The sequence below is a fragment of the Knoellia flava TL1 genome (assembly GCF_000768675.1).
In the GTDB taxonomy this organism is placed as follows: Bacteria; Actinomycetota; Actinomycetes; order Actinomycetales; family Dermatophilaceae; genus Knoellia; species Knoellia flava.
Window position 1 is genome coordinate 34,836 of the sequence record NZ_AVPI01000014.1, and the last position, 15,749, is coordinate 50,584.

Below are 15,749 nucleotides of genomic sequence, written 5' to 3' on the forward strand. Positions count from 1 at the left end.
GCGACGCGGCTCGGGTGCGAGGATCGCGGCATGGGCGAACGAAGGCAGGTGGCGGTCGCGGCGACCGGGCCGGCGTCGCTCGGTGCGGGCCACGCGGTGGTCGCCGAGGGCGGCAACGCCGTCGACGCCGCCATCGCGGCCGCCCTCACCTCGATGAGCACCGAGCCGGGCATCGTCAGCCTCGCCGGCGGCGCCTTCGTCACCGTGTGGCCGCCGTCGGGACCTCCGGTCGTCCTCGACGGCAACGTCGGCATGCCCGGTCGAGGTGTGCCGCGCGAGGCCTTCGGTGCCGGCGTCCGTGAGGTCGTCACCGACTACGGCGGCGGAGTGACGATGCACGCCGGTCACGGCTCGGTCGCGGTGCCCGGCGCCGTCTCCGCGTGCGAGGCCGCCGTGACGCGCTTCGGCTCCCGTCCGTGGGAAGCGGTCGTGGCGCCCGCCGCGGCGGCGTGCCGGGAGGGTTATCCGATCGGCGGGGCCGCCGCGCGCTACCTGGGCTTCGTCGCCGACGGCCTCTTCGGCCACGACGACGGTGCTCGCCGGCTCACCCGTCGTGAGGACGGATCGCACTTCTTGGCAGGCGATCTGGCGCGCAACCCGCAGCTCGCGGAGGTGCTCGACGCGGTGGGCCGCGAGGGCGCTGCGCTGCTCCTCACCGGAGACCTCGGACGCGCGCTCGCGGCCGAGATGGCCGCCCACGGTGGGCTCGTCACGGAGGCCGACCTCACGGCATACGAGGTGGTGGAGCGAAGCCCGGTGAGGCGCACCGTCGGTGACTGGGACGTCGCCGTCAACCCGCCGCCGTCGGTGGGTGGGCCGATGCTCGCGGTGATGCTCGGTGAGCTCCAGCGCGCGCACGACTACTCGTGGGACGACGTGCTGAGGATCCAGCGGGCGGTGCTGGCCTACCGGCTCACCGTCCACGACGTCTCGCGCGACCTCGACGCCGACGGGCACGCGCTGCTCGCCGCGGTGGAGCGGCACGGCCTCGCCGGCCTGCCGACCTCGGCGTCGACGGCGCACATCTCGGCGGTGGACTCCGACGGGCTCGCGTGCGCGGTGACGATGTCGAGCGGCTACGGGTCCGGGGTGACCGTGCCGGGGACCGGGATCCTCCTCAACAACGCGCTCGGTGAGCCCGAGCTCAACCGGCTCGGCCTGCACGCCCTTGCCCCGGGGACCCGGCTGGCGTCGAACATGGCACCGACCGTGGCCCGGGCCGCGGACGGCCGCGTGCTCGCGGTGGGCTCCCCCGGCGCCGACCGGATCACGACCGCGCTCATGCAGGTTCTCGGCCAGCTCTGCCTCCACGGCGCCGACCTCGACACCGCGATCGCGGCGCCGCGGGTGCACGTCCGGTTCGACGGTGACGGCGAACCCGTCGTCGAGCACGAGGCCAGCCCCGAGATCGAGGAGGCGGTCCGTGCCGCCGGGCTGCGTGGCCTCGACCACGGCGAGCTGTCGATGTACTTCGGTGGCGTCGGCGCGGCCCACCTCGGCGCCGACGGGGAGCTGCGAGCGGCCGGCGACCCGCGGCGCGAGGCGGCCGTCGGGGTCGCCTGAGGCCCGGCCGCCGACGTCACCGGGTGGCGCCGGTGACCATCCAGCCGTCGGTGCGCACCCGCGCCCACATGAGGACGCCGCGGATCGCCATGAAGCCGGTGAACGCCAGCCACAGCCACATGACCGCGTTGCCGGTCGCGCGGGCGCTGCCGTCCTCGAGGAGCCAGTCGCCCATGAGGTGCACGCCGAGGATGAGCGGCAGGTAGAGCACGAGGTTGGCGAGCATCGCCCGGGCAAGCCAGCGGCCGTCGCCGGCGCCGATGAGGACGCCGTCGATGACGAAGACGTAGCCGCTCAGCGGTTGCGACAGGGCGACGATGACGAGGGCGGCCGCGATCGCCGCCTGCACCGCCGGGTCGCTCGTGAAGAGATGCGGCAGGACGGTGCGCAGCAGCAGCAGGATGATGCCGAGGGCGAAGCCGGCGATGATGCCCCACCGCACCATGAGCGTCGTCGCGGACCGCGTGCGGACGACGTCGCCCTCGCCGAGGGTGCGGCCGGTGATGGCCTGCGCGGCGATGGCGATGGCGTCGAGGGCGAAGACGAGGAAGCTCCAGATCGTCGCCGACACCTGGTAGGCCGCGAGCGGCACGTCGCCGAGGCCGGCCGCGACCCACGTCGTCACGAGGAGGACGGCGCGCAGCGCCAGCGTGCGCACGAGCAGCGGTATGCCGGTGCGTGCCGCCCCGAGGATCCGTCCCGGATGTGCCCTGAGGGTGACTTGGTGACGGCCGGCCTCACGCATGAGGACGACGACGAGCGCGGCCGCCATGCCGGACTGGGCGAGGACGGTGCCGAGCGCCGAGCCGGCGATGCCCCAGCCGAACCCGTAGACGAAGAGGATGTTGAGCGCGATGTTGCTCGTGAAGCCGAGCACGCTCGCCGCCAGCGGGGTCCGGGTGTCCTGAAGCCCGCGCAGGACACCGGTGGTCGCGAGGACGACGAGCATCGCCGGGATGCTGATGGCGCTGATCCGCAGGTAGGTCACGGCATGGCCGAGGGCCTCGGGACTCGCCCCGAAGAGCCGGCAGATCGGGCCGGCGGCGGCCGCGACGACGGCGGCGGTCACTGCTCCGAGCCCGACGGCGAGCCAGGTGCCGTCGATGCCCGCGGCGATCGCCCCGGCCCGGTTGCCGGCGCCGAGCTGCCGCGCGACGACGGAGGTCGTGCCGTAGGCGAGGAAGACGAAGACGTTGGCGGCGGTGAGCAGCATGGCGCTCGCGACACCGAGGCCGGCGAGCTGGGGGGTGCCGAGGTGCCCGACGATCGCCGAGTCGGTGAGGAGGAAGAGCGGCTCGGCGACCAGGGCGAGGAAGGCGGGGAGGGCGAGCCGCAGGACCTCGCGGTGCTGGCTCGGGGTCTCGTCGCGCCCCCCGGCGGTGTCGTCACGCACACCGGAAACCTAGTCCGCTGCGCCGGGCCGTGCGGCAGGCGGCCGCGGGACGGCTCAGCTCGCGAGGGTGACCCAGACGGCGGCGAGGCCGAGGACGGCCGTCGCCGTGGTGACGACGAGGACCTCGCCGGCCGCCGGCTCGAGCCCCGGCATGGGGAAGTGGTGGGCGACCCGGCGCAGCCGCGTGCGGGTGTGGAAGAACGTCCACGTCGCCGTGGCGAGGGCGCCAGCGACGAGGACGACGACGAGCCGGCCGTGCTGCGTGGCCCAGCGCAGGAAGAGGAGTGAGGCCGCCACGAAGGAGATCGCCGTCCGCTGCCAGGCGAGGGCGGTCCGCTCGGGCTGGAGGCCGGCGTCGGTGCGTGGGGTGGGCGTGCCGTTCACGGCGGGCCTCAGCGGGTCGTGACGAGGACGAGGAGGGTGGCCGCGGCGACGACGGTCGCGACGACGAGGAAGGGGATGAGCGTCGGGAACGGCAGCGGCCGCCCGTGCCGCATCGCGGCCTCGACGCGCAGCCACCTGATCCCGGCGCCGACGGCCACGGCGACGCCGAGAGTGGTGAGCCCGATGGCGAGGACCGTGCGGACCCCCTCGTCGAGGTCGATGCCGAAGCCCTCGACGGCCACCGCTCCCGCGACGAGTGCCAGACCCGTCCGGATCCAGGCGAGGAAGGTGCGCTCGTTGGCGAGCGTGAAGCGAGGGTCGGGCTCGGTGCCGTCTCGCAGGACCTCGGGGCGCATGCCACCGACCCTAGCCACGGCGGCGCGCGAGGGCTGTCGGGAGGCGCGTGACCGGCATACATTGAAGGACATGTGCCGAAACATCCGTCAGCTGCACAACTTCGAGCCGCCCGCGACCGACTCGGAGGTGTATGCCGCCGCGCTCCAGTACGTGCGCAAGGTGAGCGGGTCGACCAAGCCGTCGCAGGCGAACCAGGCGGCGTTCGACGAGGCCGTGCGCGAGGTCGCGCACGCCACCCAGCACCTCCTCGACCACCTCGTGACGACGGCGCCGCCCAAGGACCGCGAGGTCGAGGCGGCCAAGGCCCGTGCGCGGTCGGCGGAGAGGTACGGTCGCGCCGGCTGACGCGGTCACCCTGCGGTCGTCGCAACTCGCGGGTAGCGAGGACGGCGGCGAGGTCCGCGTGCCGCCGACGGGCGGTCTGGCATGGACAACGTTGCACAGAGACTCCACAGGTTCGTCCACCGACCTGTGGCCGGGGTCATGTGGACAGACACGCCCGGAAGTTTCTTCTGCGCACACGTGGTGGACAGCAAACCTGCAGGTCAGCGCCGTGTGACTAGCCCGTCCACGAGTTCCTCCACAGAGGTTTCCACCGGCTGTGCACAACATCGAGCGGCGTTTTGCACCCGCCGTCCACAGGTTGTCCACACGGGGTCGTGGCGCGGAGCCGGGAGGATTGGGACAGTGCCACTCGGACGACCTAGGTTGGGCGCGGCCGGGTCGGATCGGGCCTCCTCCGCACCCCCGGCGACCGGTGTCAGAGCGAGGTGCTCAACTGGTCGGACGGCAGCAGACGACAACGAAGGGAAGGGGCGCGCGGGTGTCGATCGCGGAGCTCAGCAGCAGCTACACCGGCTCGAGCGACGGTCCCCCCGACGACCGGCTTCCTCCTCAGGACCTCGGCGCCGAGCAGTCCGTCCTCGGCTCGATGCTCCTCAACAAGGACGCGATCGCCGACTGCCTCGAGGTGACGAAGTCGGCCGACTTCTACCGCCCGGCGCACGAGCTCATCTACGACGCGATCCTCGACCTCTACGGGCGCGGTGAGCCGGCCGACGCGATCACCGTCGCCGACGAGCTCGGCAAGCGGGGTGACCTCACCCGTGTCGGTGGCCAGGCCTACCTACACCAGCTCATCCAGTCTGTCCCCACCGCCGCCAACGCCGGCTACTACGCCGAGATCGTCCACGAGCGCGCCGTCCTGCGCCGCCTCGTCGAGGCCGGGACCCGCATCGTGCAGATGGGCTACGGCCAGGGCGAGGGCGACGTCGACGAGATCGTCAACCGCGCCCAGGCCGAGGTCTACTCCGTCGCGGAGAAGCGCGGCGGCGAGGACTACCACCAGCTCGGCGAGATCCTCAACGCGACGATGGAGGAGATCGAGGCCGCGGCCGGGCGCACCGACGAGATGACGGGTGTGCCGACCGGCTTCCTCGAGCTCGACCAGCTGACCAACGGCCTCCACCCCGGGCAGATGATCGTCGTCGCGGCGAGACCGGCCGTCGGCAAGGCTCTAGCGCTCGACACGCCGCTTCCGACGCCTTCTGGGTGGACGACGATGGGCGATGTCGCCGTCGGCGACCACCTGCTCGACGCGCACGGGCGCCCGACTCGTGTCGTCGCGGCGACCGAGGTCATGGAAGGTCGGCCCTGTTTCGAGGTCGAGTTCTCCGATGGCACGGTGATCGTCGCCGACGCCCAGCACCAGTGGGCGATCGAGGCCGGTGATGTGGTCACCACACAGCACCTGGTCGACCTGGGTTTGCGTCCGAAGGTCGCGCACGACACGCGATACATCCAGCGAATTGTGCCTACGCCGTCGGTGCCGGTGCGGTGCGTCGAGGTCGACAACGATGCGCACCTATACTTAGCCGGCCGTTCGATGATCCCGACGCACAACTCGACGCTGGGGATCGACATCGCCCGGGCCGCCTCAATCAAGCACAACATGGCGACCGCCGTCTTCTCGCTCGAGATGAGCCGCACCGAGATCACGATGCGCATCCTTTCGGCCGAGGCGACGATCCAGCTGCAGGACCTCCGCAAGGGCCTCAAGGGTCAAGAGCAGTGGAACAAGCTCGCCCGCATCATGGGCAAGATCTCCGACGCCCCGCTCTTCATCGACGACTCGCCCAACATGTCGCTCATGGAGATCCGCTCCAAGTGCCGTCGGCTCAAGCAGCAGCACAACCTGCGGATGGTCATCATCGACTACCTCCAGCTCATGAGCTCGGGCAAGAAGGTCGAATCGCGCCAGCAGGAGGTCGCAGAGTTCTCGCGTGCGCTCAAGCTGCTCGCCAAGGAGCTCGAGGTCCCGGTCATCGCCATCTCGCAGCTCAACCGTGGACCCGAGCAGCGCACCGACAAGCGGCCGCAGATGTCCGACCTGCGCGAGTCGGGTTGCCTCCCGGCCGAGACCCGCATCCTGCGCGCGGACACAGGCGCTGAGACCACCATCGGTGAGATCGCGCGCTCGGGCCAGAGGGACCTGACCGTGTGGGCGCTCGATGACGGTCTGCGCTACACGAAGCGCACGATGACCCACGCCTTCACGACGGGCACGGCACCCGTGTTCCGACTCACTCTGGCGTCCGGCAAGACGGTGCGGGCGACGGAGAACCATCCCTTCCTGACCTACGAGGGGTGGGCGCCGCTGGCTTCGCTCCGGTCCGGGGACCGTGTCGCCGTGCCGCGACACGTGCCCTCACCCCTGCTTGTGAGCGACTGGTCCGACGGTGAGGTCGTCATGCTGGCCCATCTCATCGGTGACGGGTCCTTCGTCAAGAGGCAACCGATCCGCTACGCCAGCATCGACGAGGCCAACCTCGAAGCCGTGACGAAGGCGGCGCTGGTCTTCGGGATCACGGCCGTCCGCGATGAGTACGCGGCGGCGCGCTGCACGACGTTGCGGCTCCCGGCCCCGTTCCGACTGGCTCGCGGCACCCGCAACCCGATCGCCCAGTGGCTGGACGGCTTGGGGCTTTTCGGGGCCCGCTCACACGAGAAGTTCGTCCCTCATGACGTGTTCTGCCTTCCCAAGGAGCAGATCGCGCTCTTCGTTCGCCACCTGTGGGCGACCGACGGGTCCGTGACCGTGAACAGGAACGGCCGTGGCGGTCGCATCTACTATGCCTCGACCTCGCGCCGGCTGGTCGATGACGTGTCACGCCTCCTGCTTCGCTTCGGCATCCAGACCCGGATGCGAACGACTCGGAAGCTCGGCTACCGTGACGGCTACACGGTCGACATCTCGGGCGTGGACAGCCAGCGTCGTTTCCTGCAAGAGATCGGGGTGCACGGTGCTCGCGGCGCGGCCGCCGAGCGGCTCCTCGAGATCGTGCGCGCACTGTCGGGCAACACGAACGTCGACACCGTCCCCAAGCAGGTGTGGGACGACGTCCGTGAGTCGATGAGCGCACGGGGCATGACGACCCGTGAGTTCCAGTCCGCGATGGGCACGCAGTACTGCGGGTCGGCCATGTATGCCAGCGCTCCTTCGCGGCAACGGCTCGCGAGGGTGGCCGACGTGCTGGGCGATGCCGAACTGGAGCTCATGGCCGTCAACGACGTCTTCTGGGACTCTGTCGTGTCCGTGGAACCCGACGGTATCGAGGAGGTGTTCGACGCCACGGTGCTCGACTGCCACAACTTCATCGCCGACGGAATCGCCGTGCACAACTCGATCGAGCAGGACGCCGACATGGTCATCCTGCTCCACCGCGACCGCTCCGACCCCGAGCGCGACGGCGAGGCGGACGTCATCGTGGCCAAGCATCGCAACGGCCCCACCGCCGACATCGTGCTCGCGTTCCAGGGCCACTACAGCCGGTTCAGCAACATGGCCCGCGACGGCGGCTTCTAGCTACGGCCGCGCGTTCCCAGGCCGGGTCCCGAGGCATCGGCTCCGGGACCGTGGGCCATCCTGTGGTCATGACCTCGTCCGCGATCACGCTCACCGGGACCTGCGCCTTTCGGCTCATGCCCCACGACCCCCTCGAGGAGGGACCGTCGTCCGCGGTGGTGACCCTCGTGGGGGCCCCCGGCTTCACGCTGCACTACACGTGGGTGCACCCGACCGACGGTGAGCAGAGCGGTGTCGTGCTCGTCGGTGGCCCCGATGACGCAGGAGCCGTCGAGGGTGCGCTCTTCGACACCTGGCACCAGCAGCCGGGGCTGATGTCGTTGCGGGGCGCGCGCGCTGGCGACCGCGTCGACCTGGCCGGGACCTACCTCGAGGAGTGGGGCTGGACTATCGCGATCGAGCTCGGTGGCGAGACCGTGACGATGACGATGTGCAACGTCGTCCCCGAGTCCGCCCTCGCCATGGCGCCACCGGACGGCCCGTCGATGAGTGCCGGGCCCTACGACGTCATGGTCGCGTCGTGGACACGCTGAGGTCGGTCGCCCTCTTCGTCGCGGCCGCCGTCGCCGAGATCGGTGGCGCCTGGCTCGTCTGGCAGGGCGTCCGCGAGCACCGCGGTTGGGCCTGGATCGGCGCGGGGCTCGTCGCCCTCGGGATCTACGGCTTCGTCGCCACGCTCCAGCCCGACGCGCACTTCGGAAGGATCCTCGCGGCATACGGAGGGGTGTTCGTCGCGGGCTCGCTCGCGTGGGGGATGGCACTCGACGGCTTCCGGCCCGATCGTTACGACGTGGCCGGCGCGCTGCTCTGCCTCGCCGGGGTCGCCGTCATCATGTATGCGCCTCGCTCGTCCTGAGCAGTCCCGACCACAGGGCCGACCCCCCGATCGAGGCCTGTTGCGTGGCGTGAGCTCCGAGGATCATCGAAGACGCACACAGGAGTCGCGCCCGAGGAGGCCGATGATGGCTCGCCGTATCGTCACCACGCCCGGGGCGCCGCAGTCGCCGCTCTTCGCCCAGGGCGTCCGGGTGGGGTCCCACGTCTGGGTCTCGGGGATGACCGGGCTGGACCCCGAGACGGGCGTGATGGCCGGCCCCACCATCCAGGAGCAGACCCGTCAGGCCCTCGTCAACGCGGAGCGCGTCGTCGAGGCGGCGGGTGGGTCGCGCGGAGACATCGTCGAGGTGGGCGTGCTGCTCGCGCAGCCCGAGGACTTCGCCGGCCTCAACGAGGCGTATGCCGTGCACTTCCCTGACAGCCCTCCTGCGCGCTACGTGGCCCGGCTCGGCCCCGAGCTCCCGGGGGTGCTGGTCTCGATCCGCATGACCGCGGTCATCGAGTAGCCCACGTCGCACCGGTGCAGGCCGAACACGGCCCGATCAACCGGACGCGGCTGCTGAGGTGTCGGTGCAGAGGACTCCGCGGTTGCCCTCCTGGTCGGCGAGCACGGTGAGGCCGGGCGACGCGCTGTCGTCGACGACCTTCGCCCCGGCGGCGACGGCCGCCTCGATGCGCTCCGCCACGACCTCGGGGGCGACGTAGACCTCGACGTGGAACCGCTGCCCGGCTGGCTCGTCCCCGTCGGCGTCCACGTCGCCGAACCAGAGGTTGGGCACGCGCACCGTCGCGTCGCGGACCTCGTCGCTCGGCGTCCCGCGCCCCTGCGCCGAGGCGTCCCCGGTGAGCAGGGCCGCCCACACCGGCGCGACCGTCGCCGACTTCGCGACATCCAGGCCGAGCTCGACCTCGCTCACGGCGGTGGGGTCGGCCCGAAGACCCTGAGCGGCCGCGACGTCGCTGACCCGCCGCGCGAGGTCGACGTCCTGCTGGGTCACCCACTCGACGACGTGCTCGGTGCCCTCGTCGTCGCGGTAGACCGCGTCGACGGTGACGAGCTCGAGGTCGACGTGCCCGGAACCGATGCGCACTCGCGGATGGTGGCCGACCTCGTCACCCTCCTGGCCCACCGCGGCGACCAACCGCGCGGCCGCCCCGAAGTCGTCGACGAGGAAGCGGGCGTGCAGCCCCTGCGCGAGCTTGCGCCAGTCGGCCAGCCCGGCCTCGGCGATCTGGGGTCCCCTCAGCATGTCCATGCCTCGCGAACCTACTCGTTCTACGGCCCTGCCGACGGTGACTCGGGCGACCGCCTCAGACGGCGTCGAGGCCGAACCCCCCTGCTCGGAATGCCTCGACGAAGAGGGCGTGGTCGGTGCGGACCTGCGCGGCGTACTCCATCCCTCTGGCGGCCACCCACTCGCAGAACTCGGTCCGCCCGCCCTCGACCGACGCCGCCACCGCCTCCTCGACCTGGAAGTCGACGAGGTCCTGGTGGCTGTCCTCGTCGGAGGCGCAGTGGATCTTGGCCGTCGCCTGCCCGAGCTGCCTCACGACGACGCCGATCTCGTCGGGCTCGGTGAGGTCGGCCCACGGCAGGTCGACCTCGTAGGGGGAGATCTCGGACACGACGTACCCGACCCCGTCGATCGTCGTGTGCCCGAGCAGCGAGTCGGTGTGCGCCTGCAGCGCCCGCTGGCTCACGACGGTCCGGTGGGCCTCGTGCTCGAACGCCGCCTCGATCGCCTCGCTGTCGACGAACCGGCTCAGTGCGGGGACGCTCGCCTGCTTCATCTGCACGACGGCGTCGTTCTCGAGGGCCTGGCTGTGTCCCTCGAGCAGCAGGACGTAGCTGGTCTGGCCGGCGCTCCCGATGCCGTGTGTCCGCGTCGACGCGACGTCGCGCACGTCGTAGAAGACCGGGATGTGGCTGCGCTTGTCCTCGGGGACCGTGGGCAGGTAGCGCTCGAACGCATCGAGGACCTTCGCCCGGTCCGCCTTCGAGAGGCGGCGTCGGCCGTCGCCCTCTGTGAAGACACGCTGGTGGTCCTCGACGACGGTCATCGAGTCGAGCAGGTCGACGCGGCGTGTCTCGCGCGCCCGGTGCAGGACGTCGAGGACCGGGCCCTTGGCGTTGTCGAGAAGCAGTGCGAACTCGGTGTCGTCCGGGGTGTCGAGGTAGTGGTTGACCTGGCGGAGGTAGGCCCGCACGTAGGCCTCCACCAGGCCGCGCACCTTTTCGTCAGGCAGCGCCTTCTGCCATGCGACCAGCGCCAGCGACGCCGCGAACCGCAGCAGGTCCCACGTGTAGTGACCGACATAGGCCTCGTCGAAGTCGTTGACGTCGAAGACGAGGCGCCCGGCCGAGTCGAGGTAGGTCCCGAAGTTCTCGACGTGCAGGTCACCGTGCACCCAGATCCGCGACGACCGCTCGTCGACCCACGGCGCCTCGAGCCGGGTGACGTCGCGGTAGAAGAGCGGAGCCGAGCCGCGGTAGAAGGAGTGCGGGTCGTGAGCCATGCTGCGGAACTTCGTCCGGTATGCCGTCGGCACCCGCTCCATCCCCTCGGCGAAGGCGTCTCGCAGCACGTCCACGACGACACGGGTGCGCGCGCTGTCCGACCGGCTCGGCGACATGGCTGGACCCTAGACCCGCGCGACCCCTCGGGTGCGGGTCACGCGGGACCAGTCAGAGCCCGAGGAGCTCCTCGCTGCGCTCCCAGAGCCGTGTCGCCGCGGACGCGTCGTGGACGATGGGGTTGACCGGCGCCTCACGGTTGTCGACGTAGTAGGACCCCGACCGCCACGTCCGGCCGGCCGTCCCGTCGGCGAGCCAGGTGAGGCGGCCACCGCCGGTCTCGACGCTCGTGAGCAGCCGCGAGAGCGGCGTCCGCCAGACCACGCGCATCATGCTGGTCGTGTCGCTCGCGAAGTTCGTGCGGATGACGCCGGGGTGGAACGCCGCGGCCCGCAGGCCCTGACGGTGGAAGCGACGGTGCAGTTCGACCGTGAAGAGCGCATTGGCCAGCTTGGCGGCGCCGTAGGCCTTCGTGGCGGTCCACGTCCCGGTGGGACCCAGGTCGTCCTGGCCGAGCCTGCCCGAGAGCAGGTGTGCCCGGCTCGACGTCTGGATCACCGATGCGCCGCTCTCGAGCAGCCGGTCGCGCAGGAGGGCGGTAAGCAGGAAGGGTGCCAGGTGGTTGACCTGGAGCGTCTTGTCGAAGCCGTCCGTCGTCGTCTCGCGCCCGAACGTCCCGCCGGCGTTGTTGGCGAGCACGTCGATCCGCGGGTGGTTCGCGAGCAGCTTCTCGGCTAGCCCGCGCACCTGGTCGAGGTCGGCGAAGTCCGCGACGTGGCCCGGGACGCCGAGGTCGTCCGCGACCCGTCGGGTCTTCTCCGGCGACCGCCCGACGATGACGACGTCGTGTCCCCTGGCACGCAGCTGCCGGGCCGAGGCCGCGCCGATGCCGTCGCTCGCGCCCGTGAGGACGATGGTGCGCTTGTCGCTCATGCCGGCTCCTGCGCTGCGGTGGTCGGACCGTGACCCGTCGGACCCCCCGACTCTGTCACGAGCGAGGACGGGTGCCTCACCCCGCGTGGAACCTTCCTTCGCGACGACGCGTCGAAGCAGCATGAGAAGCCGTGTCGTGCTGCTCGTCGTCGCGACGGTCGTCGCGCTCGTGGGCCTTGGATCCGCGTATGCCGTGTCGCGCGCCCTCGACCGTGCCCCCACCGAGGATGCCGGTTGGGTCGACTCTCTGGACGAGGTTCAGGGGGAGTGGGTGTCGAGCACTGGCTTCGCGCGGGACGGCTCGACGCCGTGGGCCCTTCCGATCCGCCTGAGCATCGTCGGTGAGAGGGTGAGCCTCAACGCCGGCTGCAACACGATGGCCGTGCATGCGTCGGTGGACGACCACCGGCTCCGTCCCTCCGGGCAGCATTCCATGACGGCCATGGACTGCGCTCCCGCGGCCGAGGCGAGGGACCGCTGGGTGGCAGGCCTCGTCTTCGGGGGTCCACAGGTGTCGCTCAAGGGCTCGACGGAGGGCCGGATGCTCGCCCTCGACTCCGACGAGGGCTGGATCGGCTTCGTCCCTCGCTGACCGGCCCCCGCCGACCGGTTGGCGCTGAGCCGATGCTGCCACCCGGGCTGCGCGGGCCCATGCCTGCGGGAAGGCCGAGGGCGAACCCACCGCACTGTCCCCGCCGTGGGACATGCTGGGCCCATGGCGATCCGCAGCGGGAGCAAGGTCAAGTGGAAGTGGGGCTCGTCGTGGGCGGAGGGGACGGTCTCGGAGGTCCACCACGACTCGGTGACGCGCACGACCCAGGGCGAAGAGGTCACGCGCAACGGCAGCGATGACGACCCGGCATACGTCATCCGCCAGGACGACGACACGGTCGTCCTCAAGCTGGCGAGCGAGGTGCAGCGGGCGGACGGCGACTGACCCGTGGCCGAGGGTCACGCCGTCCACGGCATGGCGCGGCGCCTGCGGCAGCTCGTGGGTGCGCCGGTCCGGTCGCGCTCCCCGAACGGCCAGCTCGACGCCGGCCTCTTCGACGAGCGGGTCGTCGCCGACGCGCAGGCGGTCGGCAAGCACCTGCTCGTCAGTGCCGTCGACGTGCCGCTCAGCGTGCACCTCCACCTCGCGATGGACGGCGGCGTCTCGGTGCGTCGTCACCAGCGGGTCCTCGAGGGCGACTACCCACGCACCGAGCCGCCGGTCCACGGCAACGTCGCCTGGCGTCTGCTGTCGGCGACCCACCTCGCCGAGGTCACCGACCCCGCGGTCTGTGAGCTGCTCGACGAGGACGGCGTCCTCGCGCTGCGCGCCCGGCTCGGGCCCGACCCGCTGCGCGACGACGCCGAGCCCGACCTCGCCCGGCGACGGGTCCAGAGCTCCCGCAGGCCGATCGGCGCGCTCATCATCGACCAGAAGGTCATTGCGGGCATCGGCAACGTCTATCGCGCCGAGCTCCTGCACCGCGCCCGGCTCAACCCCTTCACGCCCGGGCGCGACGTCGACGACGAGACCTTCGAGGCGATCTGGCAGGACGCCGTCGACCTCATGACGATCGGGCTCGGCGCCGGCTGGATCGTCACCGACCCGCGGCAGGTCGCCGCGGTGCGCGAGGCCCTCGTCCGCGGCGAGACCGTGCCCCGCGGCCCGAAGCGGTATGCCGTCTACGGCCGAGCGGGCAAGCCGTGCCACGTGTGCGGCACGACCGTCCGCGCCGAGCGGATGGGCCTCCAACGACTCTTCTGGTGCCCGGGCTGCCAGCACTCCTGAGCCCGGAGCAGGCACGATGGGCCGCATGCAGTCCCTCGAGCTGCTCCTCGACGACGACACCGACGCGACCGTGCGCGCCGAGTGGACGGTCCTGCGCGACGCCGGGTTGCCGAGCCAGGCCGACCACACCGGTGTCTCGAACGCGCCGCACGTCACCCTCCTCGTCACCGAGCACCTGCCCACGGCCGACGACGACCTCGCGTCGGAGCTCGGGCCGATGCTCCCGCTGCGGGTGCGGCTCGGCCCGGTCGTCGCGTTCCCCGGGCGGCGGCTCGTCCTCGCCCGGCTCGTCCTCGTCGACGAGCCGCTGCTGCGGATGCACGCCGCGGCGCTCGGTCGCAGCGGCGCCTCGGCCACCCCGCTCACCGCGAACGGCAGGTGGGTGCCGCACGTGACGCTCGCACGCGGCATACCGGAGGAGGACGCGGCGCGCGCGCTCGCGCTGCGGTGGGCGCCCGACCTCGCAGGAACCGTGACGCAAGTGCGCCGGTGGGACAGCACCGCACGACAGACGTTCGCCGTCGCGGCCGCGAGGACGCAGGCGTGACCGGCGCACACCCCGCGACAGAAAGGCCCGTCGGTCCGCGCCTCGCCGCTGCCCTCGTCTTCGGGAGCAGCGGCGCCGTCCTCGTCGTCGAGCTCGTGTCCCTCCGGCTGCTCGCGCCCTACCTCGGGCTCACCCTCGAGACGAGCACCCTCGTCATCGGCATCGCGCTCGCGGCGATCGCCCTCGGCTCCTGGCTCGGCGGGCGGGCGGCCGACTCGACCGATCCGCGGCGGCTGCTCGCACCGCTGCTCGCCGTCTCGGGGATCGCCGTCTCGCTCATGCCCGTCCTCGTCCGCGGCGTCGGCGAGGTCGCCGGTGCGGGAGTCTTCCTCTTCGGCGCGCTCGCGATCCTCGTGCCGGGTGCGCTCCTCTCGGGCGTCTCGCCGATCGTCGCCAAGCTCCGGCTCTCCGACCTGTCCGACACCGGCAGCGTCGTCGGCGGGCTCTCGGGCATCGGCACCCTCGGCGCGATCGCGGGCACCGTGCTCACCGGCTTCGTCTTCGTCTCGGCCTTCCCGGTCAGCGCGCTGCTCGTCGGGCTGGGGGTGCTGCTCGTCCTCGCCGCCGTGGCCCTCGAGACCCACCTGCGCCGCGGCGCACGTCGCGCCCTGCCCGCCCTCCTGCTGCTGCCCGGTGGTCTCGGGGCCGCGTGGGGCCCGGGAAGCTGCGACGTCGAGACGGTTTACCACTGCGCCGACGTCGTGGCCGACGAGGCCCGGCCCGGTGGGCGGTTGCTCGTCCTCGACGGCATCCGCCACTCCTACGTCGACCTCGACGACCCGACGCACCTCGAGTTCGACTACGTCGGTGCCCTCGCCGCCGTCGCAGACACGGTCAGGCCCGCGAAGGTGCCGCTCACGGCATACCACCTCGGCGGGGGAGGCCTCACGCTCCCGCGCTACCTCGCGACGACCCGGCCCGGCACGACGAGCGTCGTCTCGGAGATCGACGCGGGGGTGCTCGAGGTGGACGTCGAGCGCCTCGGTCTCGTCACCGGTCCGCGGCTCGACGTGCGGGTCGAGGACGGCCGGCTCGGGCTGCGCCGGATCCGCGACGGGTCGCAGGACCTCGTCGTCGGGGATGCCTTCGGCGGGCTCAGCATCCCGTGGCACCTCACGACCCGCGAGGCGCTCACCGACGTGCGCCGCGTCCTCGCCGACGACGGCACGTATGCCGCCAACCTCATCGACTTCGGGCCGCTCGCCTTCGCGCGGGCCGAGCTCGCGACCCTGCGGTCGGTCTTCGACCACGTCGTCCTCGCGGCCGATCCCGGCACCGTGGCGCGCGACCGTGACGGTGGCGGCAACCTCGTCGCGGTTGCGTCCCAGTCCCCGGTCGACGCCGCCGCACTCGCGTCACGGATGGGAGGGCGCGGGCTCGACTGGCAGGTCCTCGAGGGGGCCGCCCTCGACGCGTGGATCGGGGACGCCCGAGTCCTCACCGACGACCACGCGCCGGTCGACCAGCTGCTGACGCCCTACCCGCCGCAGCCCCGTCTGCCCTGACCGGTCGCGG

At 71.9% G+C, this 15,749-nt stretch carries 17 protein-coding genes; 11 read left to right on the top strand and 6 right to left on the bottom strand.

The window, feature by feature from the left end:
• The first annotated feature begins 30 nt into the window (after positions 1 to 30).
• Positions 31 to 1,563, top strand: a complete 1,533-nt coding sequence (locus tag N798_RS06920; protein WP_035947399.1) for a gamma-glutamyltransferase — start codon at positions 31 to 33, stop codon at positions 1,561 to 1,563.
• Positions 1,564 to 1,579: 16 nt separating this feature from the next.
• Here the strand turns inward: N798_RS06920 and N798_RS06925 are convergent, their stop codons facing one another.
• The 3 genes from N798_RS06925 to N798_RS06935 are packed head-to-tail and all read right to left on the bottom strand — an operon-like array spanning position 1,580 to position 3,696.
• Positions 1,580 to 2,956: an MATE family efflux transporter gene (locus N798_RS06925; protein WP_035947337.1), complete on the bottom strand. Its 1,377-nt coding sequence runs from the start codon at positions 2,954 to 2,956 to the stop codon at positions 1,580 to 1,582.
• Between the two features lie 54 nt (positions 2,957 to 3,010).
• On the bottom strand, positions 3,011 to 3,340 hold the full coding sequence (locus tag N798_RS17240; protein WP_052117010.1) for a DUF202 domain-containing protein: 330 nt from the start codon (positions 3,338 to 3,340) through the stop codon (positions 3,011 to 3,013).
• Between the two features lie 8 nt (positions 3,341 to 3,348).
• A complete protein-coding gene (locus N798_RS06935; protein ID WP_052117011.1) occupies positions 3,349 to 3,696 on the bottom strand; it encodes a YidH family protein in 348 nt (115 codons plus the stop codon).
• 70 nt (positions 3,697 to 3,766) lie between these two features.
• Here N798_RS06935 and N798_RS06940 point away from each other — a divergent pair, with 70 nt between their 5' ends.
• The 5 genes from N798_RS06940 (at position 3,767) to N798_RS06960 (ending at position 8,905) form a co-directional block, all read left to right on the top strand.
• The gene (locus tag N798_RS06940) at positions 3,767 to 4,042 is read left to right on the top strand and encodes a DUF2277 domain-containing protein (RefSeq protein ID WP_035947339.1); all 276 of its coding nucleotides are present in this window, start codon (positions 3,767 to 3,769) and stop codon (positions 4,040 to 4,042) included.
• A gap of 478 nt (positions 4,043 to 4,520) precedes the next feature.
• Entirely contained in the window at positions 4,521 to 7,562 is a 3,042-nt protein-coding gene (locus N798_RS06945; protein ID WP_035947340.1) for a replicative DNA helicase, read from the top strand.
• Positions 7,563 to 7,630: 68 nt separating this feature from the next.
• Positions 7,631 to 8,095 carry a hypothetical protein gene (locus tag N798_RS06950; protein WP_156971647.1) on the top strand — a complete coding sequence of 155 codons (465 nt, stop codon included), beginning with the start codon at positions 7,631 to 7,633 and terminating at the stop codon, positions 8,093 to 8,095.
• On the top strand, positions 8,083 to 8,418 hold the full coding sequence (locus tag N798_RS06955) for a YnfA family protein (RefSeq protein WP_035947341.1): 336 nt from the start codon (positions 8,083 to 8,085) through the stop codon (positions 8,416 to 8,418). The genes N798_RS06950 and N798_RS06955 overlap by 13 nt, the downstream gene beginning before the upstream one ends.
• Before the next feature lie 106 nt (positions 8,419 to 8,524).
• The gene (locus N798_RS06960; RefSeq protein ID WP_035947402.1) at positions 8,525 to 8,905 is read left to right on the top strand and encodes a RidA family protein; all 381 of its coding nucleotides are present in this window, start codon (positions 8,525 to 8,527) and stop codon (positions 8,903 to 8,905) included.
• Positions 8,906 to 8,941: 36 nt separating this feature from the next.
• Here the strand turns inward: N798_RS06960 and N798_RS06965 are convergent, their stop codons facing one another.
• From N798_RS06965 to N798_RS06975, 3 genes are read right to left on the bottom strand one after another with little or no spacing between them, the layout of a single operon-like run.
• A complete protein-coding gene (locus N798_RS06965) occupies positions 8,942 to 9,655 on the bottom strand; it encodes a 4a-hydroxytetrahydrobiopterin dehydratase (protein WP_035947342.1) in 714 nt (237 codons plus the stop codon).
• Between the two features lie 55 nt (positions 9,656 to 9,710).
• Positions 9,711 to 11,033, bottom strand: a complete 1,323-nt coding sequence (locus N798_RS06970; RefSeq protein WP_035947343.1) for a DUF2252 domain-containing protein — start codon at positions 11,031 to 11,033, stop codon at positions 9,711 to 9,713.
• 52 nt (positions 11,034 to 11,085) lie between these two features.
• Positions 11,086 to 11,907 carry an SDR family NAD(P)-dependent oxidoreductase gene (locus tag N798_RS06975; RefSeq protein ID WP_035947344.1) on the bottom strand — a complete coding sequence of 274 codons (822 nt, stop codon included), beginning with the start codon at positions 11,905 to 11,907 and terminating at the stop codon, positions 11,086 to 11,088.
• A gap of 121 nt (positions 11,908 to 12,028) precedes the next feature.
• Between N798_RS06975 and N798_RS06980 the strand changes: the two genes are divergently transcribed.
• The 5 genes from N798_RS06980 to N798_RS07000 all read left to right on the top strand — a co-directional run bounded on the left by N798_RS06980 (position 12,029) and on the right by N798_RS07000 (position 15,739).
• Positions 12,029 to 12,499, top strand: coding sequence for an META domain-containing protein (locus N798_RS06980; RefSeq protein ID WP_084100215.1), 471 nt, complete (start codon positions 12,029 to 12,031; stop codon positions 12,497 to 12,499).
• A 123-nt stretch (positions 12,500 to 12,622) separates the two neighbouring features.
• Complete coding sequence (locus N798_RS06985) at positions 12,623 to 12,844, top strand: hypervirulence associated TUDOR domain-containing protein (RefSeq protein ID WP_035947348.1); 222 nt, start codon at positions 12,623 to 12,625, stop codon at positions 12,842 to 12,844.
• 3 nt (positions 12,845 to 12,847) lie between these two features.
• A complete protein-coding gene (locus N798_RS06990) occupies positions 12,848 to 13,687 on the top strand; it encodes an Fpg/Nei family DNA glycosylase (protein WP_035947350.1) in 840 nt (279 codons plus the stop codon).
• A 25-nt stretch (positions 13,688 to 13,712) separates the two neighbouring features.
• Entirely contained in the window at positions 13,713 to 14,234 is a 522-nt protein-coding gene (locus tag N798_RS06995) for a 2'-5' RNA ligase family protein (protein WP_035947351.1), read from the top strand.
• A complete protein-coding gene (locus N798_RS07000) occupies positions 14,231 to 15,739 on the top strand; it encodes a fused MFS/spermidine synthase (RefSeq protein WP_035947352.1) in 1,509 nt (502 codons plus the stop codon). The genes N798_RS06995 and N798_RS07000 overlap by 4 nt, the downstream gene beginning before the upstream one ends.
• Positions 15,740 to 15,749 lie beyond the last annotated feature (10 nt).